Below are 26,214 nucleotides of genomic sequence, written 5' to 3' on the forward strand. Positions count from 1 at the left end.
TCTTTGCGGGGGTTCCGTTTGTTTAGGGGCGGCGGTATAGGCGGCGCGGGCGGTCCTGACGGGCTGCCCTTTGCCGTTGCACACCGATCAAACCAAAGAGGAATGCCCCCATGGCCATCACGCCGCTCATGCCCGTCTACCCGCGTTGCGCCGTGCGGCCGGTCCGAGGGGAGGGGCTCTACCTCTACGGCGAGAATGGTCAGAAGTATCTGGATTTCGCGAGCGGCATCGCGGTCAACCTGCTCGGCCACGGCCATCCGCACCTGACGCAGGCGCTGCAGAAGCAGGCGGAAACGCTGATCCACGTTTCGAACCTCTATGGCAGCCCGCAGGGCGAAAAGTTCGCGCAGCGCCTCGTCGACCTGACCTTCGCCGACACCGTCTTCTTCACCAATTCGGGCGCCGAAGCGGTCGAATGCGCGATCAAGACCGCGCGCCGCTATCACCATGCCAAGGGCAACGCCCACAAGCATGATCTCATCACCTTTTCCAACGCCTTCCACGGCCGCACCATGGCGACCATTTCGGCGACCAATCAGGAAAAGCTGCGCGACGGCTTCGCACCGCTGCTGCCGGGCTTCAAGGTCGTCGAATTCGACAACCTCGAACAGGCGCTGGCCGCGATCGACGAACATACCGCCGGCTTCCTGCTGGAACCGGTCCAGGGCGAAGGCGGTATCCGCCCGGCGTCGAAGGAATTCGTCCAGGGCCTGCGCAAGGCCTGCGACGACAATGACCTGATGCTGGTGTTCGACGAAGTGCAGTGCGGCGTCGCCCGTACCGGCACGCTCTACGCCTACGAACAATATGGCGTGACGCCCGACATCATGGCTTCGGCCAAGGGGATCGGCGGCGGCTTCCCGATGGGTGCCTGCCTCGCAAGCGAAAAGGCGGCGGCCGGCATGGTCGTCGGCACCCATGGTTCGACCTATGGCGGCAACCCGTTCGCCATGGCGGCGGGCGAAGCGGTGTTCGACGTTGTCGCCAATCCCGAATTCCTCGCCCATGTCACCAAGATGGGCGAGCGCCTCCGCTCGGCGCTGGAACAGATGATCCCCAATCACGATCACCTGTTCGAAAGCGTCCGGGGCATGGGCCTGATGCTCGGCATCAAGATGAAGACCGACAGCCGCGCGTTCGTGAACTGGCTGCGCGACGAGGGCATCCTGCTGGTCGCGGCGGGCGACAATGTCGTTCGCGTCCTGCCGCCGCTGGTCATCGAGGAAGCCGACATCCGCACCTTTGTCGACGAACTGTCGGCGGCCGCCGCCAAGTACAAGGTCCCCGAAGCGGCGTGAGCGTCCGGCATTTCCTGAACCTTTCTGACGCGGGGATTGAAGGAGTCTCGGCAATTCTCGGCGAGGCGATGGCGCGCAAGGAACGGCGCGCCGGCTGGCCGAAGGGCAGGGTCGATCCCGACAGGCCGCTCGACGGCTTCATATTGGCGATGATCTTCGAAAAAAGCTCGACCCGCACCCGGGTCAGCTTCGACCTTGCCATGCGCCAGCTCGGCGGCAGTGCCATCATCCTCGACAGCGGATCGTCCCAGCTTGGCCGGGGCGAAACCATCGCCGATACGGCCCGCGTGCTGTCGCGCTTCGCCGATGCGATCATGATCCGCACCGACGATCATGCGAAGGTCGAAGAACTCGCCCGCCATGCCAGCGTCCCGGTGATCAACGGCCTCACCGACCTGTCGCATCCCTGCCAGCTGCTCGCGGACATGCAGACGGTGATCGAACATCGCGGCAAGCTGGTCGGATCCAGCTGGGCGTGGGTCGGGGACGGCAACAATGTCTGCAATTCGCTGATCGAGGCGGCGGCCATGATGGCCTTCGCCCTCAGGATCGCGACGCCCGAAGGGCATGCGCCGGACGAGGCGTTCCTCGATCGCGCGGCACGCGGGCCGGGGGCCGTCGCCTTGGTATCAACGCCCGAACAGGCGGTCGCAGGGGTCGATGTGGTGGTGACCGACACCTGGGTGTCGATGGGCGAGGAAGACGCCGGCAAGACGATTGCCACCTTTGAGCCGTTCCGCGTCGACGACGCGCTGCTCGCCAAAGCTGCGCCCGGCGCCACCTTCCTCCATTGCCTGCCCGCGCATCGCGGCGAGGAAGTGACCGATGCCGTCATCGACGGTCCCCAGTCGGCGGTGTGGGACGAGGCCGAAAACCGCCTGCACGCACAAAAGGCGTTGCTGATGTGGTGCCTCGGCAAGCTATAGGCTGGGCCGAAGGAGGCCGGCATGGGCAGGCTGAGTGGAAAGATCGCGCTGGTCACCGGCGCGGCGCAAGGGATCGGCGAGGGCATCGCGCGTTCTTTCGCGGGCGAAGGGGCGACCGTCTGGGTTACCGACATCAATGAGGACGGCGCGCGCGCCGTGGCGCAATCGCTCGGCCCGGGTCATCGCGCGATGCGGCTCGACGTCGCCGACGAAGCGGAATGGGACGCAGCGATGGCCGCGCTTTTGTCCGTTCACGGCCGCCTCGACATCCTGGTCAACAATGCGGGCATAACCGGTTTCGAAGAAGGGGAGGGGCCGCACGACCCCGAACATGCCAGCCTCGACGAATGGCACCGCGTCCACCGCGTCAACCTCGACGGCACCTTCCTTGGTTGCCGCCATGCGTTGCGAGCGATGCGGCGGACGGGCGAGGGGGCGATCATCAACATGTCGTCGCGCAGCGGGCTGGTCGGCATCCCGGGCGCGGCGGCCTACGCCTCGTCGAAGGCGGCGATCCGCAACCATTCGAAGTCGGTCGCGCTTTATTGCGCGCAGCAGGGCTGGAAGGTCCGCTGCAATTCGGTCCACCCCGCCGCGATCCTCACCCCGATGTGGGAGACGATGATCGGCGATGGGCCGGACCGGGAGGAAAGGATGAAGGCCTTCGTCGCGGACACGCCGTTGCGCCGCTTCGGCACGGTCGAGGAAGTGGCCGCGCTGTGCGTCTTCCTCGCTTCCGACGAAGCGCCCTACATCACCGGCAGCGAGTTCGACATCGACGGCGGCCTGCTGGCCGGATCGGCCGCCTCGCCGGGCTGAGGTTGCCTTTCGCCACCCGAATGCCCATCTGGCGCGACAATGACCGACATTTCGCTTCTTGAAGATGTGGCGCTTGGCGTCACCGTCCCTTCGCGGCACGCCCGTGGCCGCGCCGCGCGGATCGGGCCGACGCTCGACCGCATCCTTGCCAACCACAATTATCCGCCGGCGATCGAGAAGCTGCTGGCCGAAGCGCTGGTGCTGACCGCGTTGCTCGGCTCTCTGCTGAAAGACCCGACCGGCCAGCTGACGCTGCAGGCCCAGACGGATGCCGGCGCGGTCGAACTGCTGGTGTGCGATTACAAGGCGGGGGAACTGCGCGGATATGTTCGCCACGACAAGGGGCGGCTGGCCGACGCAGGCCCGAAGCCGTCGCTCTTCTCGCTGTTCGGCAAGGGCTATCTCGCCATCACTTTCGACCAGCCGGCGACCGACGAGCGCTACCAGGGGATCGTCCCGCTGGAAGGCGAGAGCCTGGCCGAAGCCGCGCAAAGCTATTTCGCCCAGTCCGAGCAAATTCCGTCGATCGTCCGCCTGTCGGTCGCGAAGGGCGCGGACGGGTGGGTCGGGGGCGGACTGATGTTCCAGCACCTGCCCGAGGGCGAGGAAGGCCGCGAACGGCTTCACACCCGGCTCGACCATCCCGAATGGCCGCACGTCGCGACGCTGGTCGGTTCGGTGACGGACGATGAACTGACCGACCGGACGCTGCCGCTCGACGACCTCGTTTGGCGGCTGCTGCACGAGGAAGAGGAAGTCCGCACGCTCGCGCCCGTGCGCCTCAGCCGTGGCTGCCGCTGCAACCCGGACTATATCGCCTCGGTCATCGCCAAATTCCCGGTCGAGGAACAGGCCGAGATGGTCGGCGACGACGGGTTCATCCGAGTCGACTGCGCCTTCTGCGCGACCAGCTTCCCCATTTCGCCGGTCCAGGCCTGACGCCCGTCGAAGCGTTAGCGCCCGTTAACCCCACTGTGGTAAATGGGCGGCCATGAATCGCGGGACGCGAATCACGCTGGCGATCGCCGCAATTGCCGCTTCGGCCGTCGCCGTGGCGGCCGCAGGGCCGCGTGCGTTGGCGCCCGCGACGGGCGGCCTGTGGGAAGTCAGCCGCAACGCGCAGGGGCAGAATGCCCAGCGGCTATGCGTTCCCGATCCGGCCGCACTAGCCCAATATGAACATCTTGGGCAGCAGTGCACGCGCGTCGTCATCGCCGACCACGGCACGCAGGCGGTGTTCCATTACACCTGCGCCGACGGCGGGTTCGGGCGGTCCGATGTCACCCTGATCACCCCGCGCACCCTGCGGGTCGACACGCAAGGCATCAACCGGGGGCTGCCGTTCCATTACCAGCTGCACGCGCGCCGGGTCGGCGAGTGCAGCCGGTAGGCCTTTGTTAACCATATCGGCGTAGAGGTTGGGACGTGCCCTTCTTCGGCACGCTTTCCTCCCTAGGGCCTGCGAGGCCCAAACTGGGTCGCTGCGGCGGCCCTATTTTTTTGCGGCCCAAGGCGGTAGGGGCGCGCATCATGTTGTCATTCCTTGCCAAAGCCGGTTTTGCCGGCCTGACGGTCGCGCTGGTGACGGTGGTGGCCAAGCGCTATCCCGGATGGGGCGGCCTGCTCGCCGCGCTGCCGATCACATCGTTGCTGGCGATGAGCCTGCTTTACGCCGAAACCCGCGATGCCGAGCAAGTCGGCCAGTTGTCGACGTCGATCCTGGCGTTCATCGTTCCGTCGATCCCGCTGTTCATCGCGCTGCCGCTGCTGCTTCGGTCGGGCGTGAATTACTGGATGGCGCTGGCGATAGTCATGGCGGGGACGATGGCGCTCTACGCGGCCGCCTTCTGGGCGCTGCCGCGGCTGGGGGTGAAGCTGTGACGAAACAGGCCGTCATCCTGCTGTCGGGCGGGCTCGACTCGATGGTGTGCGCCGCCCTGGCGCGCGAGGCCGGGTTCGGCGTCCTTGCGCTGACCATCGATTACCACCAGCGCCACCGGGTAGAGCTGGAAGCGGCGAGGCGCATTGCCGCCGAACTGGCCGACCGGCACATCGTCCTGCCGCTCGACCTTTCCGCGTTCGGCGGATCGGCACTGACCAGCGACATCGCCGTGCCCAAGGGCGGCGTGGAAGAGGGGATCCCGGTCACCTACGTCCCCGCCCGCAACACAGTGTTCCTCAGCCTCGCGCTGGCTTGGGCCGAAGCGGCGGGCGCGCGGGACCTGTTCGTCGGGGTCAACGCGCTCGACTATTCGGGCTATCCGGACTGCCGCCCCGAATTCGTCGAAGCGTTCGAAGCGCTGGCCAACAAGGCGACCAAGGCGGGGGTGGAGGGCGATCCCTTCACCATCCATTCGCCGCTGCTGCACATGACCAAGGCCGACATCGCGCGCGAGGCCCATCGCCTGGGGCTCGACGCGGGGATGAGTCATAGCTGCTACGACCCCGCGCCCGACGGCGGCGCCTGCGGACTTTGCGACGCCTGCCGCCTGCGCGCCAAGGGGTTCGAGGAAGCGGGCCTGCCCGACCCGACCCGCTACGCGGCCCGATGAGCTACGCGGTCAAGGAAGTCTTCCTGACGCTGCAGGGCGAAGGGGTGCAGGCCGGCAGCCGCGCGGTGTTCCTGCGCTTTGCCGGGTGCAATTTGTGGACTGGGCGCGAGCAGGACCGGGCCAAGGCCGTCTGTCAGTTCTGCGATACCGACTTCGTCGGCACCGACGGTCCGGGCGGGGGCAAGTTTGCGACGGCCGACGCGCTGGCCGACCATGTCGCGTCGATGTGGGGCGAGGGCAAAACGCGCCGGCTGGTGGTGATCACCGGCGGCGAGCCGATGCTGCAGCTCGACGTCGCGCTGGTTGAAGCGCTGCATGATCGCGGCTTCCGGGTCGCGGTCGAAAGCAACGGAACCATCGCCGCCGTTCCCGGCATCGACTGGCTGTGCATCAGTCCCAAGCCGGGCAGCGAAGTCGTCCAGCGCAGGGGCGACGAATTGAAGCTGGTCTGGCCGCAGGCGGGGATCGACCCGGCCGGGCTGGAGCAGTGGGATTTCGCCAACTTCCTGGTCCAGCCGATGGACGGCCCAGCGCTGGATCGTTCGATCGAGGCGGCAATCGCGCTGGCGATGGAACGGCCGGTCTGGCGGCTCAGCCTTCAGGCGCACAAGGTCGCCGGCCTCAAATAGGTAAAGAAAAAGGGGCCGCCGGGCGGACCGGCAGCCCCTTGAAACCGTGGAAGCCGCACCAGGCAGCTTCCAGCGCGATTACATCGCGTTGGTGGTTTCGGCAGTCGCGTTGGCGTCGGTCGCGTTGGCGTCCGTCGCATTGGCGTCGGCGGCCATCGCGCCGTCGGTCGCATTCGCGGCGTCAACAGCCATGGTGTCGTTGGCGACGACGTTTTCGGTCGTCAGCGTTTCGTCGACGTTCATCGTGTTTTCGGCGGCTTCGTTCTTGCTGCAAGCCGAAACAGCCAGGGCCGCGGCGGCGACCAGGATCAGAGCACGCATTCAGTAAACTCCCTTGATTATGAGATTTGCTGTCAGGCTCCCCCTCCCGCAAATCGCGCGCAACATAGAGGCGCGATGCGGGGCGCTCAAGCGACTTGTTGGGAAACGTGCAAGCGGTTGAGAAACCGCGGTAAATTCCGGTTAAATGCTGCGTCCACGGCCTCCATGCCCTGATTCTTGCCAAGCTGCTGCAAACTGGTCACGCCGAAGTCGGCAAGGCCGCACGGCACGATCCCGCCGAAGTGGGTAAGATCGGGCGCGACGTTGATCGAAAAGCCGTGCATCGTCACCCACCGCTTCACGCGTACGCCGATGGCGCCGATCTTGGCTTCCTCGGCGCCTTCGCCTGTCCAGATGCCGATGCGCCCGGCCTCCCGCCGCGCCGACACGCCGAGTTCGGCGAGGGCGTCGATCATCCAACCTTCAAGGGCATGGACGAAGCAGCGGATATCCTTGCCCCGCTTTTCAAGGTCGAGGACGAGGTAGCCGACCCGTTGTCCCGGTCCGTGATAGGTGTAGCGCCCGCCGCGTCCGGCGTCGTACACCGGAAAGCCCATCGGGTTGAACAGTTCAGCCGGATCGGCGCTCGTCCCCGCCGTGAACAACGGCTCATGTTCGAGCAGCCAGATGAGCTCGCGCGCGTCGCCGGCACGAACCGCCGCGGCCCGCGCTTCCATTTCGGCCAGCGCGTCGGGGTAGGGCACCAGTCCCTCGCTTACCCGCCATTCGATGTCGTCAGCACTCATCGCGAGCGCCATGCCCCCGCCGCCTGGCCATCGCAAGGGCGATTGCGCCCGAACGAGCGCGGCCCCATAGGAAACCCGAACATGGGGGAGTAGCAATGTCGCCGTTATCGATCAGCAAGTCCTGGGAAGAAACCACAGCCTTCCTGGCCCGCGAATCCCGCTTGGTGGCGCCGATCGCGCTGGCGCTGGTGGCAATTCCCGCGACGGTGCAGGCGTGGATCGATCCGGCCAAGGAAGGCGGGTCGAGCGGCTTCGTCGGCCTGATCCTGATGATCGTGTCGATGGCCGGGCAGCTGGCGATCGCCCAGCTCGCCATCGGTTGGCGGGGCAGCATCGGCGAAGCGATCGGCAAGGCGTTCCGCCGACTGTGGGCGGTGATCGGCGCGGGCATCGCGATCTACGGTCCCCTCGTGCTGCTTGCCGTGTTCATGCTTGGTGCATCGCTGGGCATGGACGGCATCGCCAGGCTGGAAACCATGTCACCCGAGGAATTGGTGCGGGTCAAAGGCGTTGCCGTCACCCTGTTGCTGGTGGCGGTGTTGGGCATCTTCCTGTCGGTGCGCTTCCTGCCGATGATCGGGGTCGCGATGGGTGAGGACGCCGGGGTATCGGCGATCATCCGGCGCAGCTGGGCGCTCACCCGCGGACACTTCGGCAAGCTGTTCCTGGTGATCCTGCTGCTCGGGCTGGCCAGCATTCTCTTGTCGACCGCGATCATGACGGTGGTCGGCACGCTGGTCGCGCTGGCGGTTGGACCGCTGGAGCCGCTCAGCCTCAGCGCGCTTATCACCGGCCTGTTGAACGGCCTGCTGGCCGCGCTGGTCTCGGCGGTCTATTCCGCGCTCGTCGGACGGATTTACGTCAATCTTGCCGACCGCGGGGCACCGGCCGCCTGACCTATTTCCAGCGCGCCAGCGGCGGCAGGCTCATCAGGATCGCGTCGATGTTGCCGCCGGTCTTGAGCCCGAACAGCGTGCCGCGATCGTAGAGCAGGTTGAATTCGACGTAGCGGCCGCGGAATTCCAGCAGCTGTTCCATGTCGGCGTCGGTGAAGGGCATGTTCATCCGCTTGCGGACGATCTGCGGAAAGATGTCTAGGAACGCTTCGCCGACGTCGCGGGTGAAGGCGAAATTCTCGTCGAAATGATCTTCCAGCCGGTCGTAGAAGATGCCGCCCACGCCGCGCGACCGGGCCCGATGGGGTAGCCAGAAATATTCCTCCGCCCACTGCGCGAAGCGTTCGTAATAGGTCGGATCGTGCGCAGCGCAGGCCGCGCGCAGGCGGGCATGGAAGGCGTCGGTGTCTTCCTGATAGGGGATGGCGGGATTGAGGTCCGCGCCGCCGCCGAACCAGCGCCGCGTCGTCGTCAGGAAGCGGGTGTTCATGTGCACCGCGGGCACATGCGGGTTGGCCATGTGGGCGACGAGGCTGATGCCGGTCGCAAAGAAGCTGGGGTCGTCCTCCGCCCCCGGGATCTGCTTGGCGAATTCCGGGCTGAAGGTGCCGCCGACGCTCGATACGTTGACGCCGACCTTTTCGAAGACCTTGCCGTTCATCTGGCTGCGGACGCCGCCGCCGCCCGGTTCGCCGCTGTCGTCGGTCCGGTCCCACGGCGTATATTCGAAGGCCGCGTCGCTGCCCGCTTCGCGCTCGATCGCTTCGAACTCGGCGCAGATTCGGTCGCGCAGCGATTCGAACCAGGTGCGGGCGGCCTGCTGCTGGCTGTCGAGCGGTTTCATCGGGGCAATTCTCCGGTCTGGCGCAGTGCTTCGCCTAGGGCGAGCGCTGCCGAGGTGGCAAGGTTGAACGAACGCACGCCCGCACGGATCGGGATTCGCAGGACGGCGTCCGCCTGCTGGGCGACGTCGGCGGGAACGCCCGCGCTTTCCTTGCCAAACATCAAAATATCGTCGCGCTCGAAGGAAAATTCGTAAGGCGATTTGTCCCCCTTGGTGCTGAACAGCACCAGCCGGCCGGGTCGGGCGGCGCGGAAGGTCGCAAAGTCCGGATGGCGGCACACCTCGACATGGTCGATATAATCCATCGCCGTGCGGCGCACCCGACGGTCGTCCCATTCGAATCCCATCGGTTCGATCAGGTCGACCGCGACCCCCATGCAGGCGCCGAGGCGCATGACCGCCCCGACGTTGCCGGCGATCTCGGGCTGGTAGAGTGCAATGCGCATCCCGTTCGCGATAGTCGCGAAGCGGCTTGCCGCACAAGTCGGGCAATTTGACCATTTGCAACCTTGTGCGGAGGCGCTATCAGGCCCGCCAATCGTCCCGGCCCGAGGCTGGGTGCGATGTCGTATCCGATGCCTTTCGGCATCCGCGAAATTCGGGCTTAAGGGTGAGCATGGCCACGCTGGAAGAAAACAACGCCGCGACGGTGGAAGGCGATCACAGCCTTCGTCGCCGCGACTTCATCAATATCGCTGCCGTCAGCTTCGCCGGGGTCGGCGCGGTTGGCGTCGCCATCCCGCTGGTTCGCCAGATGAACCCGGCCGCCGACGTGCTGGCGCTGGCGTCGACCGAAGTCGACATCAGCAAGATTGCGCCGGGCCAGGCGATCAAGACCCAATGGCGCAAGCAGCCTGTCTTCGTCCGCAACCTGACGCCGCAGGAAATCCAGGCCGCCAAGGCGGTTCCGCTGAGCGAACTGCGCGACCCGCAGTCGCTGGAAGAGCGGACCAAGCCGGGCAAGGAAAACTGGCTGATCACGCTGGGCGTCTGCACCCACCTGGGCTGCGTGCCGCTGGGTACCGGCGAAGGCGAAAACCGCGGCCCGTTCGGCGGTTATTTCTGCCCGTGCCACGGCTCGGCCTACGACACCGCGGCCCGCATTCGCCAGGGGCCGGCACCGCTCAACCTGCAGGTGCCAGATTATGAATTCACGTCCGACACTGTCGTGACGATCGGCTAAAGGGAACGACGCAGATGAGCTTTGCCTGGGCCAAGCCCTACGAACCCAAGACCGACCTTGGCCGCTGGGTCGACCAGCGCCTTCCGCTTCCGCGCCTGGTCTACGGTGCGATCGGCGGCGGTTATCCGGTGCCGCGCAACCTGAACTATGGTTGGAATTTCGGCGTCCTCAGCGGCATCTTCCTGATGGTGCAGATCGTCACCGGGATCATCCTGGCGATGCACTATTACAGTTATGCCGACGGCGCGTTCAGCTCGGTCGAGCATATCATGCGCGACGTCAACGCGGGCTGGCTGCTGCGCTATGCCCACGCCAACGGCGCCAGCTTCTTCTTCATCGTGGTCTACATCCACATCTTCCGCGGCCTGTTCTACGGATCCTACAAGGCGCCGCGCGAAATGGTGTGGATGCTCGGCCTCGTCATCTACCTGCTGATGATGGCGACCGCCTTCATGGGTTACGTCCTGCCCTGGGGCCAGATGAGTTATTGGGGCGCGCAGGTCATCACCGGCTTCTTCTCCGCCTTCCCGCTGGTCGGCGAGACGGTCCGCGTCTGGCTGCTCGGCGGCTATGCACCGGACCAGGCCGCGCTGACCCGCTTCTTCTCGCTTCACTACCTGCTGCCGTTCGTGATCGCCGGCGTGGTCATCCTCCACATCTGGTCGCTTCACATCCCGGGTTCGTCGAACCCGACCGGCGTCGAGGTGAAGACCGAAAAGGACACGCTGCCGTTCCACCCGTTCTACACGGCCAAGGACGGCTGGTTCGCCGGACTGTTCCTGATGTTCTACTGCGCCGTGGTGTTCTTCGCGCCCAACGCGCTGGGCCATCCGGACAACTATATCCCGGCCAACCCGCTGGCGACGCCGGCGCATATCGTCCCGGAATGGTATTTCTGGCCGTTCTACGCGATCCTGCGGTCGTTCACCGTCGACTTCATCCTGCCCGCGAAGCTGTGGGGCGTGCTGGCCATGTTCAGTTCGATCCTGCTGCTGTTCTTCCTGCCGTGGCTGGATCGTTCGCCGGTCCGCTCGGGCCACTACCGCCCGGTGTTCAAGCGCTTCTTCTGGATCCTGCTGATCGACGTCGCCATCCTCGGCTATGTCGGCGGTGCGGAAATCAGCGCGCGCAACATCGCGCTGGGCCAGCTCGCGGCGGCTTATTATTTCGCGCACTTCCTCATCATCCTGCCGCTTATCTCGAAGTTCGAACGGCCGCTGCCGCTGCCCAATTCGATTTCGGAAAGCGTGCTCAAGGGTGATGCGCCGGAACGCGCACCTTACGGGCTCGACACGACGCCCGCAGCGGCCAACTAAGGGGATATCGGGGCCATGGTCCGCATCATTGGATTTCTCGTCGGTCTCGGTTTTGCCGGCGTCCTCCTCATCAGCATGATCGTCAACCTGGTGGGCTATTTCCAGAGCCCGCCGGAACCGACGGCCGAGCATGAATTTCACCTTCACCCGAAGGAGCTTCATCTCGCGTCGGACGGGCCGTTCGGCAATTTCAAGGACACGGCGCAGCTGCAGCGCGGCTTCCAGATCTACAAGGAAGTCTGCTCGGGCTGCCACAGCCTCAATCGCGTCGCGTTCCGTGACCTCACCGGCATCGGCTACAACGAAGGCCAGGTGAAGACGATCGCCAGCGAGTGGGCGACCGAAGTGCCGTCGATCAATCCGGAAACCGGCGAACCGGCGACCCGCAAGGCGACCCCGGCCGACCATTTCCCGAGCCCCTATGCCAACGAAACGGCGGCGCGGGCTGCGAACAACAATGCACTTCCGCCCGACCTGTCGCTGATCGTCAAGGCGCGTGAAGGCGGTGCGCCGTACGTCTATTCGATCCTGACGGGTTACCAGGAACAGCCGGCCGAGCTTCTGAAGAAGTTCCCGGCGGCCAAGACCCCGCCGGGCCTGCACTACAATCCCTATTTCGCGAACCTCAACATCGCGATGCCGCAGCCGCTGGTGTCCGACGGGCAGGTGACCTACGGTCCGGGCAATCCCAAGCCGACGGTCGACCAGATGGCCAAGGACATTTCGGCCTTCCTGGTGTGGGCGGCAGAACCCAAGCTGGCGGTGCGCCACCAGTATGGCATCGTCGTCCTGATCTTCCTGCTGATCGCCACGACGCTGGGCTTCCTCAGCTACCAGAACATCTGGGCCGGCGTGAAAGGCAAGAAGGCCGCGGCCTGAACCGACGGAAGGGTGGGACGATGACCGGCGCTGACGACCTGAAGGCGCTGGTCCGCACCATCCCGGATTTCCCGAAGCCGGGAATCCAGTTTCGCGACATTACGACCTTACTTCTCGACCGTTCGGGTTTCGCCCGGACGGTCGAATTGCTTGCGGCCAGCGTCGGCGGCCCGGTCGACCTCGTCGCGGCGATCGACGCCCGCGGCTTCGCGATCGGCGGCGCGCTGGCCGAAAAGCTTGGGGCTGGGCTGCTATTGGTGCGCAAGGACGGCAAGCTGCCGGGTGCGTCCATCGCCGAGGATTATGCGCTGGAATATGGCAGCGACCGGCTGACCATCCACGTCGATGCCTGCACGCCGGGCGCGCGGGTACTGGTCGTCGACGACCTGATCGCGACCGGCGGGACGGCCGCCGCCACCGTGCGGCTGGTGCGGCGGGCAGGGGGCAATGTCGTTGGCGCCCGCTTCGTCATCGACTTGCCGGATCTCGGCGGCAGCGCCGCGCTACGTGCCGACGGGGTCGACGCGGTCAGCCTGATGTCGTTCGACGGCGATTAGGCCGCGGCGGGTCGCCGAAGCATCAGCACGATCGAGGTGAAGCTCATCACCACCTGGTCGTGCTGGTTCTTGACCGTCATCTCGGTCCGGACGCTGCCCAGGTTCGGTTTCGACCGGGACGGCGTCACCTCGACCAGCTTGCCGTACACGTGCAGCGTATCGCCGGGATAGACCGGAACCTTCCAGCGCAGCTCGTCGCAACCGGGCGAGCCAAGGCCGGCCTGCGGGTCGCGCTGCAGGTAGCTGACCAGCACCGACATGGTCATCGCGCAGGTGTGCCAGCCCGACGCCGACATCCGCCCGAAGTGGGTCTTGGCCGCCGCCTCGTCGCTCAAGTGAAATGGCTGGGGATCATATTTGCGCGCGAATTCGAGCACTTCCTCGCGCGTGACCGCATAGTCGCCGAAATGGACTTCGGACCCGACCACCATGTCTTCGAGATATTTCATCATTGCAGGCTAGCGGATCGGTATCGTTTCGCAACCCTTTGTAGCCCGATCGTGCCCGCTTGGCGGCGGCAGGCCATCGTGTAAGGTCGGCGCCGTGAATCGACCGCCTTCCCCATCGCACTGGAATCCGCGCCTGATACAGGCCGCCATCGCGCTGCACGACAATCGCCTCGAAATCGCCGAGCCATTGCTCAAGGCGCATCTCAAGGACGACCCGTTCGACGCCAAGGCGATCCGCATGCTGGCGGAACTCGCGTGGCGGATCGGCCGGATGAAGGACGCCGAACATCTGCTGCGCCGCGCGGTCGAATTGGCTCCGGGTTTCACGGCTGCGCGTGCCCAGCTGGCGCTGGTGTTGGGGCGGACGGGGCGCCCGCAGGAAGCGTTGCCGCTGCTCGACCTGCTGTTCGAACAGGATGGCGAGGATATCGGCCATTGGAACCTGAAGGCGGCGACGGTCGCGCGGCTGGGTGATTTCGACGCCGCCATCGGCCTCTACGAGCAGGTACTGGAAAAGGCGCCCAAGCAGCCCAAGGTGTGGATGAGCTACGGCCATATGCTCAAGACCGTCGGGCGGCAGGACGACGCCATCGCCGCCTACCGCCGCTCGATCGAACTGGCGCCGCAACTGGGCGAGGCATGGTGGAGCCTTGCCAATCTGAAGACGGTCCGGTTCGACGAGGCGGATATCGCGGCCATGACGCAGGCGCTTCAAACAAGCGACCTGCGCGACGAGGACCGCTTCCACCTCGATTTCGCGCTTGGCAAGGCGATGCACGATGCGGGGCGGTCGGACGAAGCCTTCGCCCATTACGCGTCGGCCAACCGGCTGCGGCTGAAAAGCCAGCCCTATAGCGCCGACGACACGGCCAAGGCGGTCGACCGGGCCATCGCGACGTTCGATGCCGATCTGCTGCGCCACGCCACCGGCGGCTGCGACGCGCCCGATCCCATTTTCATCGTCGGCATGCCGCGCGCCGGCTCGACCCTGGTCGAACAGATCCTCGCTTCGCACAGCCAAGTCGAAGGGACGTCGGAACTGCCCGACCTGCCCGCCGTGGCGCGCAGCGTCGAAGGCTACCCGGCGGCCGTTGCCAGGCTCGATGGCGATGCGCTCCATAGCCTTGGCCGGACCTATCTCGACCGGGCATCGGTCCAGCGGCGGACCCAGCGCCCCTATTTCATCGACAAGCTGCCCAACAACTGGCTCTACGTCCCGTTCATCGCCATGGCGCTGCCGAACGCGAAGATCATCGACGCCCGGCGCCATCCGCTCGGCTGCTGCCTGTCCAACTTCCGCCAGCATTTCGCCCGCGGCCAGGCGTTCACCTATGCGCTGGCCGACGTCGGCCGCTATTATGCCGACTATGTTCGCCTGATGGCGCATGTCGACGATGCGCTGCCGGGCAAGGTCCACCGCGTCATTTACGAACGGATGGTCGACGACACGGAGGCCGAGGTGCGCGCGCTGCTATCCTACTGCGGGCTCGAATTCGAAGACGCTTGCCTGTCGTTCTACAAGACCGAGCGCGCGGTCCGGACCGCCAGTTCGGAACAGGTGCGCCAGCCGATCTACCGCGACGCGACCGACGAATGGCGGCGATACGAGGCGCATCTGGACCCGCTCAAGACTGCGCTGGGATCGGTCCTCGACGCCTATCCGGACGCGCCGAGCGGCTTTTGAGCCACGCCCCGCCGACAATCTAGGGCTGTATTGCGGTGGCGTAACACTATCCCGATTGACATCGGATTCCGCCTAGTGTCGCATGGCCGTCATATCCATCTGATGGGGGCATCGATGACTGACCGGACTTTGCGTTCCTTTACCATGGGGCTGCTGGCGACGAGCGCGCTGGCCTTCCCGGCCTTTGCGCAGGACGCTGCGCCCGCCGATCCGGCCGACACGCCGTCGACCGCTACCGCGGCGCCCAGCGACGTCGACAGCAACGAAATCGTCGTCACCGCGCAAAAGCGTGAAGAGAGCCTGCAGGACGTTCCGATCAGCGTTCAGGCGATCGGGACCAAGCGTCTCGACCAGCTCAACATTTCCAACTTCGAAGATTACACCAAGCAGCTGCCGTCGGTCAGCTTCCAGACCGCGCAGCCGGGCATCACTGTCGTTTACATGCGCGGCGTCGCGACCGGCGGCGACGGCAACCACTCCGGCTCGCTGCCGTCGGTGGGCACCTATCTCGACGAACAGCCGGTGACGACCATCGGCGGCACGCTCGACATCCACATTTACGACATCGCACGTATCGAAAGCCTCGCCGGCCCGCAGGGCACGCTCTACGGCGCGTCGAGCGAGGCGGGCACCATCCGCATCATCACCAACAAGCCCGAACTGGGCGTGACCAGCGGCCGCATCGATGCCGAGCTCAACACGGTCGCGCACGGCGAGGTGGGCGGCAAGCTGGAAGGCATGATCAACCTGCCGATCGCGGATCGCATCGCCTTCCGCGGCGTCGCATACTACCAGCGCGACGGCGGCTATATCGACAATGTCTTCGGCAGCCGCACCTATTACATTTACGACGACGACGTTCCCGACGTCACGGTCGACAACAGCGACCTCGTCAAGAAGAACTTCAACGACAATCGCGTCTATGGCGGCCGCGCCGCGCTGAAGGTCGACCTCGACGACAATTGGACGGTGACGCCGACCATCCTGCACCAGGACATGAAATCCAACGGGGTGTTTTTCTACGACCCCAACATCGGCGATCTGAAGATCGACCGCATGTTCAAGGACCTGCGCAAGGACAAGTTCACGCAGGCCGCGCTGACGATCGAAGGCAAGATCGGCAATTTCGACATCACCTATGCGGGTGCCTATCTCGACCGCAAGACGCTGACGCTGTCGGACTATACCGACTATGCCGACGCGTACGACGCCCTCTACGCCGACTACAACCCCGACTATGCGGGCCTGGCCTATTTCTATTACCAGGACAGCGCGGGCAACTACATCGACCCGCGCCAGCACATCGCGGCCAGCGACCACTTCAAGAAGCTGAGCCAGGAACTGCGCATTGCCTCGCCGGCGGACAAGCCGTTCCGCGTCATCGCGGGCGCCTTCTTCCAGCGCCAGTCGAACGACATTTTCCAGAACTACATCATCGACAACCTCGATCCGAACCTGTCGGTCAACGGGCGCCCCGAAACGCTGTGGCTGACCAAGCAGGAACGCGTCGACAAGGACTATGCGCTGTTCGGCGAAGCCAGCTATGACGTCACGCCGAAGCTGACGCTTACCGCCGGTGGTCGTCTGTTCAAATATGACAACAGCCTCATCGGCTTCTTCGGCTTCGGCCGTAATCCGGGCGGTCAATATACCGACAGGCCGTTCAACGGCGCGGGCAGTTCGCGCACCGGCGTCGCCGGCTGCTATCTCGCCGACGGCCGCACGTTGCGCGAAACTTACCTCGCGGGCGATCCGATCGTGAACATCCTGCCGGGTTCGGTGCCCGGCACCTTCTGCACCAACCTGGCCGAATTCAAGAACGGTAAGCTGGTGCCCAAGCGCGCCAAGGGCAGCGGTTTTACCCATCGCCTGAACGCGCAGTATAAGGCGTCGGACGATGTCATGTTCTACGGCACCTGGTCGCGCGGTTTCCGGCCGGGCGGCATCAACCGCCGCGGCGACGTGCAGCCTTACGATCCCGACTATCTGACCAACTTCGAAATCGGGTGGAAGACGACGCTGGCCGACGGCCGGGTCCGCTGGAACGGCGCCGTCTATCACCAGGTGTGGAAGAAGTTCCAGTTCAGCTTCCTCGGCGCGAACAGCTTCACCGAAATCCACAACGGCAACGATGCGCGCATCAACGGCGTCGAAACCGATTTCAACTATTCGTCGGGCGGTCTCAACCTGACCGCGGCCGCGGCCTATACCGATGCCAAGACCACCGGCACCATCTGCGCCGCCGACGGCGACCAGCCGCCGTGCCCGGGCAGCTTCGTGTCGGCACCCAAGGGCACGCGCCTGCCGGTGACGCCGAAGTTCAAGGCATCGGCGACGGCGCGTTACAGCTGGCCGGCGTTCAGCACGGCCAGGGCGCATGTCCAGGCCGGCGTTGCCTACCAGAGCTCGGCGCCGTCATCGATCCGCACCAACGTCCTGCTGGTGCCGTCGGGGCTGCTCAACTTCCAGAATCCGAACGAGTTCATCGGCAAGATCCGCGGCGCGACGCTGGTCGACCTGGCGACCGGGCTCGACTGGAAGAAGTTCAACGTCGAACTGTACGTCAGCAACCTGTTCGACAAGCGCAACGACCTGTCGCGCGGTGTGAACTGCGGCAGCTGCACCCGCGCCGTCGTGGTGTCGGGTACGCCGCGGACGATCGGCCTGCGGATCGGTACCAAGTTCTGACCGGTCGGCGGGTCGTCCCGCCGTTCGTCGAACAAGCGATTGACCCCCGGCCTCGCTTCGGCAGGGTCGGGGGTAATCGTTTCTGTCAGGGGACCATCATGAACCGTTTCGTCCGTGCGGGGATGCTCGCCGCCACCATTTTCGCCTCGCCCGCGCTCGCCCAGTCGGAACCCGCGCGGATCATCGACGAGGGGCTCAATCGCAGCCACGTCATGCTGACCGCGTCGGAACTGATGGACGGCATTGGCCCGCGCCTCACCGCGTCGCCCAATCTGGCGCGCGCGGAAAATTGGGCGATCGGCAAGTTTACCGAATATGGGCTGACCAACATCCATCGCGAGCCCTTCGCCTTCGGCCGCGGGTGGGAGATTGTCTCCTCGTCGGCGACGATGGTGACGCCGCGTCGGGTTGCGATGACCGCGATCCCGGTGGCGTGGTCGCCGCCGACCGACGGCACGTTGCGCGCCGAAGTCATCGTTGCGCCGATGTCGAAGCGTGAGCATTTCGCCAAGTGGAAGGGCAAGCTCGCGGGCAAGATCGTCATGGTGACCCTGCCCGACACGCAGACCGCCGACACCAAGGACCCGGTTTTCCAGCGCTACGACGATGCCGGGCTGAAGGAAGAAGATACGTTCCGCCTGCCCAACTACGATCCGGACGCGATCAATTTCCGCAAGCAGCGCCGCGACTTCCCGCGCGAACTGGATGCCTTCCTGAAATCGGAAGGCGCGGTCGCGTGGATCAAGAAAAGCTATCGCGACGGCATGCTGGTGCACGGAGAAGGCTATAATTACGGCCAAGGCGAAACGCTGAACCTGCCGGTGATGGAGGTCGCGGCCGAGGATTATCGGCGCCTCGCGCGCCTCGCCAAGACCGGCCCGGCGCCGGTGATCGAACTCAACAGCAACGTCCGCTTCATCGACGGCGACGGCAACGCCAACAATATCATCGCCGACATTCCCGGCACCGATCCCAAGGCGGGTTACGTCATGGCCGGCGCCCATTTCGACAGCTGGGTCGCGGGTGACGGGGCGGCGGACAATGGCGCCGGCAGCGCGGTCGTGATCGAGGCGGCGCGCATCCTGAAAGCCATCGGCGCGCGCCCGAAGCGCACCATCCGCTTCGCGCTGTGGGAAGGGGAGGAGCAGGGCCTGCTCGGCAGCCGCGCCTATATCGAGCGCCACTTCGTCGATCGCCCGGTCGACCAATCGTTGCGCGGCGCGGAGGCTTATTACAGCTGGACCGAGGCCTATCCGATCACCCGCAAGCCCGGCTATGGCGAGATGAAGGCCTATTTCAACATGGACAACGGGTCGGGCAAGTTCCGCGGTATCTACGCCGAACAGAATAGCGCGGCGGTTCCGATCCTGCGCGAATGGCTGTCGCCCTACAATGCGCTGGGCGCGGACCGGATCGTGATCGGCAAGACCGGCGGTACCGACCATGTCTACATGCAGGCGGTCGGAATCCAGGGCTTCCAGTTCATCCAGGATCCGCTCGATTACGAAAGCCGCGTCCATCATTCGAACCTCGACACGCTCGACCATATGCGCGGCGACGACATGCGGCAGGCGGCGGTGGTGATGGCTGGCATGCTGTTGGCCGCGGCGAACAGCGACAAGGTGCTGCCGACCATGCCGATCCCGCAAAAGCCGGTCGATACCGACCCGTTCGACTATCAGGATCCTAACAAGTGAGGTTGAGCCACCGAGCGAAGTGAGGCCGGCGCAACGCGCCGCCCGAACAGCGCGAAGAGCTGGCGAATTCCGGCCGACGGGTCGCCGCTAGGCGAGCCCGATCGACGTCACGGGATTCACTCCCGTGACGGCACTCAACCCCGAATGTCGCTGTCGGCCTGAAGTAAATTTAGGCCGTCGGTCCTGTCCGCTGGCCCGGCAGGCCGTCCGCGGTTCGCCGTCTCTCGCCTAGTGCTGGCGTCGCGCTGCGCGCGTCGACAGCACTAAGGCTCGGCGGCTCACACGTTAAACTTGAAGTGCAATACGTCGCCGTCCTTGACGACATAGTCCTTGCCTTCCTGGCGCAGCTTGCCCGCGTCGCGCGCGCCGCTTTCGCCGTTCAGCGCGACATAATCGTCATAGGCGATGGTTTCGGCGCGGATGAAGCCGCGTTCGAAGTCGCTGTGGATTTCGCCGGCCGCCTGCGGAGCCTTGCTGCCCTTTTCGACCGTCCACGCCCGCGCTTCCTTCGGGCCGACGGTGAAGAAGGTGATGAGGTGGAGGAGGTCGTAGCCCGAGCGGATGACGCGGGCGAGGCCGGTTTCGTGCAGCCCCATTTCCTCGAGGAAGGCGATGCGCTCGTCCATCTCCATGCCGACGAGATCGGCCTCGATCGCGGCCGAGACGATGACCGCGTTGGCACCTTCCGCCTTGGCCTTTTCAAAGACGGCGGCGCTGTGGGCGTTGCCCTCGGCGGCTTCGTCCTCGTTGACGTTGCAGACGTAGAGCACCGGCTTGGCGGTGATCAGCTGGGCCTGCGCGAAGACGCGCGCTTCCTCGTCGTCCTTGGGCTGGGTCAGGCGGGCGGGCTTGCCTTCGCGCAGCAGGTCGAGCGCCTGGCCGAGCACGCTGGCGGCGATCTTCGATTCCTTGTCGCCCTGCTGCCCGCGCTTGACGAGGTTGGGGACGCGCTTTTCGAGGCTTTCAAGGTCGCTCAAGAGCAGCTCGGTCTCGACCACTTCGGCATCGGCGATCGGATTCACATGATTGTCGACATGCTGGATGTCGTCATTTTCGAAGCAGCGCAGGACGTGGACGATGGCGTCCACTTCGCGGATGTTGCCGAGGAACTGGTTGCCGAGGCCTTCGCCCTGTGACGCGCCTTTTACTAGGCCCGCGATGTCGACGAAGGCGAGCTGGGTCGGGATGATCTTGGCCGACCCGGCGATCTTCGCCAGCGTGTCGAGCCGCGGATCGGGAACCGCGACCTGTCCGACATTGGGCTCGATAGTGCAGAACGGGTAATTCGCCGCCTGCGCCGCCTGCGTTTCGGTCAGCGCGTTGAAAAGGGTCGACTTGCCCACGTTCGGCAGGCCGACGATGCCGCATTTAAAGCCCATGTCGCTCTCTGATAAGGAAGATTTGCGGACCCACTATCGCGCGGGCGATGATTTTACCAGTCTTTCACTCGGCGCGCGTAATGAGCGTCGGCGGATTGGGGGAGTAAGCGCGTATGTTCGGACGGAAAGGGCTCGGCACCGCAGGCCAGAAGCAGCCGCAGGACGGCCGGGCATGGGTAGACGGCCAGCTCGCGAAATATGATCGCCCGGGATCGATGGAATTCGCCCAGCACATCGGTCTGAAACTGTTCGACGCCAGCTATCATGCGATGAAGGACGATCGCGGCGTGCGCATCGAAGCCATCGTCGCGATGTTGTCGTCGGTTGGCGGATACCTGTGCCTGCTGCCGATCCTGAAGCAGTTGAAGGCCGAAGGGCTGAACCCCGCCGACATCGGCATGGTGACCATCCGCGGCAACGACGGTCGAATCTACCAGTTCGGCGACGCGCCCAATCGCTTGCTGTGCGAACATCCGATGTCGTTGATCAGCCTGGTCTTCGGCGCGGCGCACGCACATGGCGCCGCGGTCAGCCTGGAAATGGTCAACCAGGAAATGAGCTTCATCGCCAGCCGTGTCGGCACCGACGACTATATGTCGCTCGACCTTCCGCCTGCGCACCAGGTGGATGCGCCCGATGCGTGGTTGCGCCATTTCCTGCCGTTCGTACTCGATTCGATCAGCGCCGCTTATCTGGCCGACCTGCAGCGGCAGGGCATGCCGATCGACGTCGATACCATGCCGGCCGACGCAAAATTGCCGCCGCCCTTCATGCTCGCGCGGATCGTCGCCTTCGCCATCCAGCAGGCGATCGACGTCGGGCACCAGGCGCTGGACGCCACCATGCTGGCGCGGATTTCGATGCAGTGCGCGATGCGCACCGCCAAGGTGGATACCAGCTGGCTGGACGCCTAGGCGAAGTTGAAGCTGACGCTCAGCCGTTCGCCCTTGCCGGCGTTCGGCATCACCTCGTGACGCAGCCAGCTTTCCCACAGCAGGATCAGGCCGGGGCGCGGTGCGACGCGGGCGTAGGGCTGGAGATGCTCCGGCGCATCATCGCGGCGGACCGGGGCGGCCATCATCAGGCCCGAGCGCGGATCTTCGAAGCGAATGTCGCCGCTACCCTTGGGCACCTCGACATAGAGCGTGCCGCTGAGGATCGAATGGGGGTGGATGTGGCCGCTGTGGTGCCCGCCGCCCTTCAGCAAATTGACCCACAGGCTGTCGAGCTTCGGCTTCACGTCCCACGCAAGGTCTTTGGCGAACTTGGCGGCGTGGCGGGTCAGGATTCGCTTCAGATCGTCGAACGCCGGATCGCGGCGCGGCAGGTCGTTGAGGCTGGCGTAGCTCGTGTAGCCCCTATAGCCCTTGTCCGCGCTCCATCGCTGCCCGGCGACATCGTCCTCCGCCAGCATGCGGATCGAATGCGCCAGTTCGGCCAGCAGGGCATCGTCGGCCAATTCCGCTTCGTACAGCGGCGTCGCGAACAGGGTGCGGATCGTCATTGGCGCTGCTTAGCCTCTTGCCTGCCGCCATGCGAGCGGCTTTGAAGGGGCCGAGGGCAGCAGATGGCATTTGCAATCAAGTCGATCGACAATCTCTTCCCGATGCCGATCATCCGCGTCGACATCGCCGATGCGGCTGCGCTCAATGAGCGGCTGTTGGCCGAAATCTCGGCGCGGCGCGCGGCGGAAGCGGGGGTGGCGCGCAGCAACAAGGGCGGCTGGCATTCGGCGGCCGATTTCTTTTCGCGCAAGGAACCGGCACATGCCGCGCTCGCGCTCGACCTGTTGCGGATCATGGCCGAAAGCACGCGCAAGTTCGATCCGGACGCGGATTATTCGAAGCTGAGGCTGATCCCCGACGGGTGGGTCAACGTGAACCCGCCCGGCGCCTACAACAGCCCGCACGATCATCGCAGCGCCTTTTGGTCCGGGACCTATTATGTCGACGTGCCCGACGGCGAGGGCTCGTCGGGCATGATCGAATTCTACCACCCCGGCACCCCCTTGCCGCAGGACGGCGGGATCGGTGGGCCGCTGACCGCCGAAAGCTATTGCACGCGGCCCAGCGCCGGGACGGTGCTGCTGTTTCCTGCCACGATGAAGCATTGGGTCCACCCGAACGGCGGTACGCGCGACCGGGTGACGATCGCCTTCAACGGCCGCTTCGAAGTGAAGCGGTAGGCGATCAGCGATCCGGCTGGTCGTCGAAAATAGGCAGCGCCAGGTCGCGCTGGTCCTTGGGCAGGCGCACCCAAACCGAAAGCAGCGTCGGATCATCGCCTTCGTCGACGATGGTGTGGAGGACATCGATCGACAGCGGTCCGGGCGACAGGCGGCTGGCCGTGCCGGCGCCGGTTTTTCCTGCGGAGGTCACCAACCGGATTGAGGTTGGCGATCGCGATACGATTATATCGCCGGGATAGGGTCCTGAGGGGATGTCGCTGGCTTCGACCAGTTCATCAGCCCGGGACTGGTCTACGAATGCGCGTTTGGACGGGAAATAGCGGGCGATTGCGTCAATCACTGCGAAGCGCCCCGACGTGCCGCCGATACTGTAGGCTGCGACCACCGCCGGGCCTGCGATGCCGGCGGCATCGGAATCGAACAAGCGCTCCGTCGGAATGGCGTCGGGCGTGACGATCAAAAGCGATCCGTTAGAACCGTAAAGGCCGATGCATTGCCAGCCGTTGGGAGCCAGCACTGCCGGTCCATCTTGACTGACATACAGCGTCAGACGTGCGGCGTCCTTTGGCTTCAGGCGCGGTCCGGTCGGCAGTCTTGCGGGAGCCTCCAAAGGCCCTTGCTGACCGTCCGACGCGCAACCCACCACTGGGACCGATACCGCCGTGCTGGCCGCCGCAAGGGGGATGAGGAACGGGAAGACCATGGCGTCAATCCTGCTGGAGCCGCAACGCGATGTCGCTCATGAACCGGGCGTCGTCGCCGTCGGCGAGCCATGGCGCTTCCGAGGCGATGGCGGCGAGCATGTCGGCGAGCACGTCCATCTCGCTCTTGGCGTAATTGCCCAGCACATGGCCGGTGACGCGGGACTTGTCGCCGGGGTGGCCGATACCGATGCGGACGCGGCGGAAATCGGGGCCGAGCGAGGCGTTGATCGAGCGCAGGCCATTGTGCCCGGCAAGGCCCCCGCCGACCCGCGCCTTGACCTTCATCGGTGCGAGGTCGAGCTCGTCATGGAAGACGGTGAGCGCGTCGACATCCAGCTTGTAGAATTTCAGCGCTTGCTGAACGCTGTCTCCGCTGTCGTTCATATAGGTCTGGGGTTTGAGCAGCAGCACCTTGTGGCGGCCGATGCGGCCTTCGCTGATCAGGCCGCGGAATTTCTTCGACCAGGGGCCGAAGCCGTGCACCTCGGCGATGGCGTCGAGCGCCATGAAGCCGACATTGTGGCGGTGCAGCGCATATTGTGCGCCGGGATTTCCAAGGCCTGCCCAGATCTGCATGGCGTGGGTTCCTGCCAGCAAAAACGCCCACCCTGCAAGCAGGATGGGCGTCCTTGTTCCGTAATCGGGAAGGGAAGGGGCCTTAGGCCTCTTCGCCACCTTCCGAAGCTTCGCCTTCGTCGGCCGCGGCTTCGTCGCCAACGGTCGGGACGGCGCCCGCATCGGCCTGGGTGGTGTCGCCTTCTTCCGACTTCATCGCCGACGGCGCGACGACGGTAACGACGGTGAAGTCGCGATCGTCGATCGCCGACTTGACGCCCTTCGGCAGGGTGACCTGCGAAATATGGACGCTGTCGCCGATGTCGAGGCCGGTGAGGTCGATTTCGATCTGGTCGGGGATGTGCGCCGCGTCGCAGACCAGTTCGAGGTCGTGACGGACGACGTTCAGCACGCCGCCGCGCTTGATGCCCGGGGCCGCGTCTTCGTTGGTGAAGGCGACCGGCACGTTGACCTTGACTTCAGCATGTTCGCTGATGCGCAGGAAATCGACGTGGATCGGGCGGCTCGTCACCGGGTGGAAGTCGACTGCCTTGGGCAGCGTGCGGGTGGCCTTGCCACCGACTTCGACCATGACGACCGAATTCATGAAATGGCCGGTGCTCAGCATCTTGGCGAGGAGCTTTTCCTCGACATGGACCGAAACCGGATCCTTCTTGTTGCCGTAAATCACGGCGGGTACCCGACCTTCGCGGCGGAGTTCACGGGAGGCTCCCTTGCCAGCCCGTTCGCGCGCTTCGGCGGGCAGCGTCAGCTGTTCGCTCATGTTCGCTATTCCTTCAATTATGTGCGGCCCCGCCACGCCTCCAGGGATGACCATGGGTGGACCAGCGCGCGCCAATAGCGGCGCAAGGGCCGTTTGGCAAGCGAAGGGCGCCCGCGCAAAGCCCGCGGGCGCCCCTCAAGTTTTGTCGGGCCGCGATTATTCCTTGTGCGGCACCCGGGCGCTGGCAATGCCTTTGGCCTTCAGCAGAGACTGGACGCTGTCCTTGCCCGCCAGGTGGCCCGCGCCGACCGCGACGAACACAGTGCCCGGCTGGTCGAGCCGCTTGCTGATCCAGGTGGCCCAATTGGCATTGCGGTCGGTGATCAGCACCTTGTGCAGCAGTTCGCTGTCGGCGTCGTCCGCTTCCATGATCCTGCCGACGGTTTCCGTATCGGCCTTGCCCCATGCGTCGACCAGCTTGCCGACCTTGGCCGGGACTTCGGCGCTTTCCTCGAGACCCTTTTCGAGCATGCGAACCTGCTCCGCTTCGGGCAGCGCGCCGAACAGTCCGAGCTGATAGTCCGCGGTTTCAAGCGCGCTCGTCTTCTTGTTGGCAGCCTTGGCGGCGGTGGTCAGCACCTTTTCCGCGCCGTTTTCCGGGCCCATGCCCATCTTCTGGAACTGCAGCGTGGTCAGCGTGATCGATGCCAGGAACGGCTTCATATAATCGAACGCCGTCGCCGGCAGGCCGGACTGTGCGATCGCGGCCGACAGGTTCTTCTGCCCTTGCGGCGACAGCTTCGACGGCAGCGTCTTGCCCGACAGGTCGATGCCATATTTCATGACGAGCGGCTGCAGCTCTTCCGGTTTTTCCGGCATGATGATTTCGGTCACCAGTTCGTCGGACTTGTCGAAGCTGGCCTTCACCTCGTCGTTGAACCAGTCCTTCTTGCCGTCCAGCGCATGGACGGTGCCGAACAGATAGATGGTGGTGTCCTTGTCCTTCACGACCCACACCGCCGGATCGAGGTCGGGGCGGGCAGCGGCCTTGTCGGCAGCGCAGGCAGGGGTCGCCAGCAGCGCGACGGGGACCAGGAACGGAACGAACTTCTTGAACGACATTTTACTCTCCCACTCTCAAATGCATTGATGGAAAATTCAGTGTGACGAAGCGGTTAAC

The 26,214-nt window shown here is 65.0% G+C and carries 29 protein-coding genes; 18 read left to right on the top strand and 11 right to left on the bottom strand.

All coding sequences use genetic code 11. The annotated features are described in order from the left end of the window. The first annotated feature begins 110 nt into the window (after positions 1-110). From G570_RS05710 to queE, 8 genes are all read left to right on the top strand, one after another. Complete coding sequence (locus G570_RS05710; RefSeq protein ID WP_037500035.1) at positions 111-1,298, top strand: aspartate aminotransferase family protein; 1,188 nt, start codon at positions 111-113, stop codon at positions 1,296-1,298. Continuing rightward, positions 1,295-2,224: an ornithine carbamoyltransferase gene (gene argF, locus G570_RS05715; protein WP_037500038.1), complete on the top strand. Its 930-nt coding sequence runs from the start codon at positions 1,295-1,297 to the stop codon at positions 2,222-2,224. The genes G570_RS05710 and argF overlap by 4 nt, the downstream gene beginning before the upstream one ends. 21 nt (positions 2,225-2,245) lie before the next feature. Next, the gene (locus G570_RS05720; protein ID WP_037500041.1) at positions 2,246-3,043 is read left to right on the top strand and encodes an SDR family NAD(P)-dependent oxidoreductase; all 798 of its coding nucleotides are present in this window, start codon (positions 2,246-2,248) and stop codon (positions 3,041-3,043) included. Positions 3,044-3,082: 39 nt separating this feature from the next. Continuing rightward, complete coding sequence (hslO, locus tag G570_RS05725) at positions 3,083-3,982, top strand: Hsp33 family molecular chaperone HslO (RefSeq protein ID WP_037500044.1); 900 nt, start codon at positions 3,083-3,085, stop codon at positions 3,980-3,982. A 52-nt stretch (positions 3,983-4,034) separates the two neighbouring features. Beyond that, entirely contained in the window at positions 4,035-4,433 is a 399-nt protein-coding gene (locus G570_RS13145) for a DUF3617 domain-containing protein (protein ID WP_051504068.1), read from the top strand. Between the two features lie 140 nt (positions 4,434-4,573). Continuing rightward, positions 4,574-4,924 (top strand): DUF3147 family protein, encoded by a 351-nt coding sequence (locus G570_RS13990; RefSeq protein ID WP_037500047.1) that lies wholly within the window; start codon positions 4,574-4,576, stop codon positions 4,922-4,924. Continuing rightward, positions 4,921-5,595 (top strand): 7-cyano-7-deazaguanine synthase QueC, encoded by a 675-nt coding sequence (gene queC / locus G570_RS05740; RefSeq protein WP_037500050.1) that lies wholly within the window; start codon positions 4,921-4,923, stop codon positions 5,593-5,595. The genes G570_RS13990 and queC overlap by 4 nt, the downstream gene beginning before the upstream one ends. Further along, positions 5,592-6,224 (top strand): 7-carboxy-7-deazaguanine synthase, encoded by a 633-nt coding sequence (queE, locus tag G570_RS05745; RefSeq protein ID WP_037500053.1) that lies wholly within the window; start codon positions 5,592-5,594, stop codon positions 6,222-6,224. The genes queC and queE overlap by 4 nt, the downstream gene beginning before the upstream one ends. Positions 6,225-6,302: 78 nt before the next feature. Here the strand turns inward: queE and G570_RS05750 are convergent, their stop codons facing one another. Together G570_RS05750 and lipB are read right to left on the bottom strand one after the other, a co-directional pair. Continuing rightward, on the bottom strand, positions 6,303-6,545 hold the full coding sequence (locus G570_RS05750; protein ID WP_037500056.1) for a hypothetical protein: 243 nt from the start codon (positions 6,543-6,545) through the stop codon (positions 6,303-6,305). A gap of 86 nt (positions 6,546-6,631) precedes the next feature. Continuing rightward, entirely contained in the window at positions 6,632-7,291 is a 660-nt protein-coding gene (lipB, locus tag G570_RS05755; RefSeq protein ID WP_037503904.1) for a lipoyl(octanoyl) transferase LipB, read from the bottom strand. Between the two features lie 95 nt (positions 7,292-7,386). Here lipB and G570_RS05760 point away from each other — a divergent pair, with 95 nt between their 5' ends. Next, positions 7,387-8,187, top strand: coding sequence for a hypothetical protein (locus tag G570_RS05760; protein WP_037500059.1), 801 nt, complete (start codon positions 7,387-7,389; stop codon positions 8,185-8,187). A 1-nt stretch (position 8,188) separates the two neighbouring features. On the opposite strand, the gene hemF is transcribed toward G570_RS05760, so the two are convergent. Both hemF and G570_RS05770 read right to left on the bottom strand, forming a co-directional pair. After that, the gene (gene hemF / locus G570_RS05765) at positions 8,189-9,031 is read right to left on the bottom strand and encodes an oxygen-dependent coproporphyrinogen oxidase (RefSeq protein ID WP_037500061.1); all 843 of its coding nucleotides are present in this window, start codon (positions 9,029-9,031) and stop codon (positions 8,189-8,191) included. Continuing rightward, entirely contained in the window at positions 9,028-9,477 is a 450-nt protein-coding gene (locus tag G570_RS05770) for a tRNA (cytidine(34)-2'-O)-methyltransferase (protein ID WP_037500064.1), read from the bottom strand. Before G570_RS05770 ends, hemF begins: the two co-directional genes overlap by 4 nt. A gap of 170 nt (positions 9,478-9,647) precedes the next feature. Here G570_RS05770 and petA point away from each other — a divergent pair, with 170 nt between their 5' ends. Genes petA through G570_RS05790 form a run of 4 tightly spaced genes read left to right on the top strand, consistent with a single transcriptional unit; the run spans position 9,648 to position 12,966 of the window. Next, a complete protein-coding gene (gene petA / locus G570_RS05775; RefSeq protein ID WP_037500067.1) occupies positions 9,648-10,214 on the top strand; it encodes a ubiquinol-cytochrome c reductase iron-sulfur subunit in 567 nt (188 codons plus the stop codon). 14 nt (positions 10,215-10,228) lie between these two features. After that, positions 10,229-11,530 carry a cytochrome b gene (locus tag G570_RS05780; protein ID WP_051504069.1) on the top strand — a complete coding sequence of 434 codons (1,302 nt, stop codon included), beginning with the start codon at positions 10,229-10,231 and terminating at the stop codon, positions 11,528-11,530. 15 nt (positions 11,531-11,545) lie between these two features. Continuing rightward, positions 11,546-12,409, top strand: coding sequence for a cytochrome c1 (locus G570_RS05785; protein ID WP_037500069.1), 864 nt, complete (start codon positions 11,546-11,548; stop codon positions 12,407-12,409). A 20-nt stretch (positions 12,410-12,429) separates the two neighbouring features. Continuing rightward, entirely contained in the window at positions 12,430-12,966 is a 537-nt protein-coding gene (locus tag G570_RS05790) for an adenine phosphoribosyltransferase (RefSeq protein WP_037500071.1), read from the top strand. Here the strand turns inward: G570_RS05790 and G570_RS05795 are convergent. Continuing rightward, a complete protein-coding gene (locus G570_RS05795; RefSeq protein ID WP_037503906.1) occupies positions 12,963-13,415 on the bottom strand; it encodes a MaoC family dehydratase in 453 nt (150 codons plus the stop codon). The two genes, G570_RS05790 and G570_RS05795, sit on opposite strands and share 4 nt — an antisense overlap. A 94-nt stretch (positions 13,416-13,509) precedes the next feature. Here G570_RS05795 and G570_RS05800 point away from each other — a divergent pair, with 94 nt between their 5' ends. The 3 genes from G570_RS05800 to G570_RS05810 all read left to right on the top strand — a co-directional run bounded on the left by G570_RS05800 (position 13,510) and on the right by G570_RS05810 (position 19,484). Next, complete coding sequence (locus G570_RS05800) at positions 13,510-15,099, top strand: tetratricopeptide repeat-containing sulfotransferase family protein (RefSeq protein ID WP_245600261.1); 1,590 nt, start codon at positions 13,510-13,512, stop codon at positions 15,097-15,099. 114 nt (positions 15,100-15,213) lie between these two features. Next, positions 15,214-17,787, top strand: coding sequence for a TonB-dependent receptor (locus tag G570_RS05805; RefSeq protein WP_037503909.1), 2,574 nt, complete (start codon positions 15,214-15,216; stop codon positions 17,785-17,787). Positions 17,788-17,885: 98 nt separating this feature from the next. Next, positions 17,886-19,484, top strand: a complete 1,599-nt coding sequence (locus G570_RS05810) for a M20/M25/M40 family metallo-hydrolase (RefSeq protein WP_051504071.1) — start codon at positions 17,886-17,888, stop codon at positions 19,482-19,484. Between the two features lie 278 nt (positions 19,485-19,762). Here the strand turns inward: G570_RS05810 and ychF are convergent, their stop codons facing one another. Beyond that, positions 19,763-20,863, bottom strand: coding sequence for a redox-regulated ATPase YchF (gene ychF / locus G570_RS05815; protein WP_037500073.1), 1,101 nt, complete (start codon positions 20,861-20,863; stop codon positions 19,763-19,765). A 113-nt stretch (positions 20,864-20,976) separates the two neighbouring features. Between ychF and G570_RS05820 the strand changes: the two genes are divergently transcribed. Beyond that, entirely contained in the window at positions 20,977-21,777 is an 801-nt protein-coding gene (locus tag G570_RS05820) for a hypothetical protein (RefSeq protein ID WP_037500075.1), read from the top strand. Here G570_RS05820 and G570_RS05825 read toward each other — a convergent pair. Further along, positions 21,774-22,367, bottom strand: coding sequence for a TIGR02466 family protein (locus tag G570_RS05825; RefSeq protein ID WP_037500076.1), 594 nt, complete (start codon positions 22,365-22,367; stop codon positions 21,774-21,776). The genes G570_RS05820 and G570_RS05825 overlap by 4 nt on opposite strands. A gap of 63 nt (positions 22,368-22,430) precedes the next feature. Here G570_RS05825 and G570_RS05830 point away from each other — a divergent pair, with 63 nt between their 5' ends. Continuing rightward, positions 22,431-23,048, top strand: a complete 618-nt coding sequence (locus G570_RS05830; RefSeq protein ID WP_037500077.1) for a TIGR02466 family protein — start codon at positions 22,431-22,433, stop codon at positions 23,046-23,048. Between the two features lie 4 nt (positions 23,049-23,052). On the opposite strand, the gene G570_RS13150 is transcribed toward G570_RS05830, so the two are convergent. The 4 genes from G570_RS13150 to G570_RS05850 form a co-directional block, all read right to left on the bottom strand. Further along, the gene (locus tag G570_RS13150; RefSeq protein WP_156930335.1) at positions 23,053-23,754 is read right to left on the bottom strand and encodes a hypothetical protein; all 702 of its coding nucleotides are present in this window, start codon (positions 23,752-23,754) and stop codon (positions 23,053-23,055) included. 4 nt (positions 23,755-23,758) lie between these two features. Further along, a complete protein-coding gene (gene pth / locus G570_RS05840; protein WP_037500079.1) occupies positions 23,759-24,331 on the bottom strand; it encodes an aminoacyl-tRNA hydrolase in 573 nt (190 codons plus the stop codon). Between the two features lie 82 nt (positions 24,332-24,413). Next, a complete protein-coding gene (locus tag G570_RS05845; RefSeq protein ID WP_037500080.1) occupies positions 24,414-25,094 on the bottom strand; it encodes a 50S ribosomal protein L25/general stress protein Ctc in 681 nt (226 codons plus the stop codon). 156 nt (positions 25,095-25,250) lie between these two features. Then, positions 25,251-26,156, bottom strand: a complete 906-nt coding sequence (locus tag G570_RS05850) for a TraB/GumN family protein (RefSeq protein WP_051504074.1) — start codon at positions 26,154-26,156, stop codon at positions 25,251-25,253. Between the last annotated feature and the right edge of the window lie 58 nt (positions 26,157-26,214).

The organism is Sphingomonas jaspsi DSM 18422, from assembly GCF_000585415.1.
Classification (GTDB): Bacteria; Pseudomonadota; Alphaproteobacteria; order Sphingomonadales; family Sphingomonadaceae; genus Sphingomicrobium; species Sphingomicrobium jaspsi.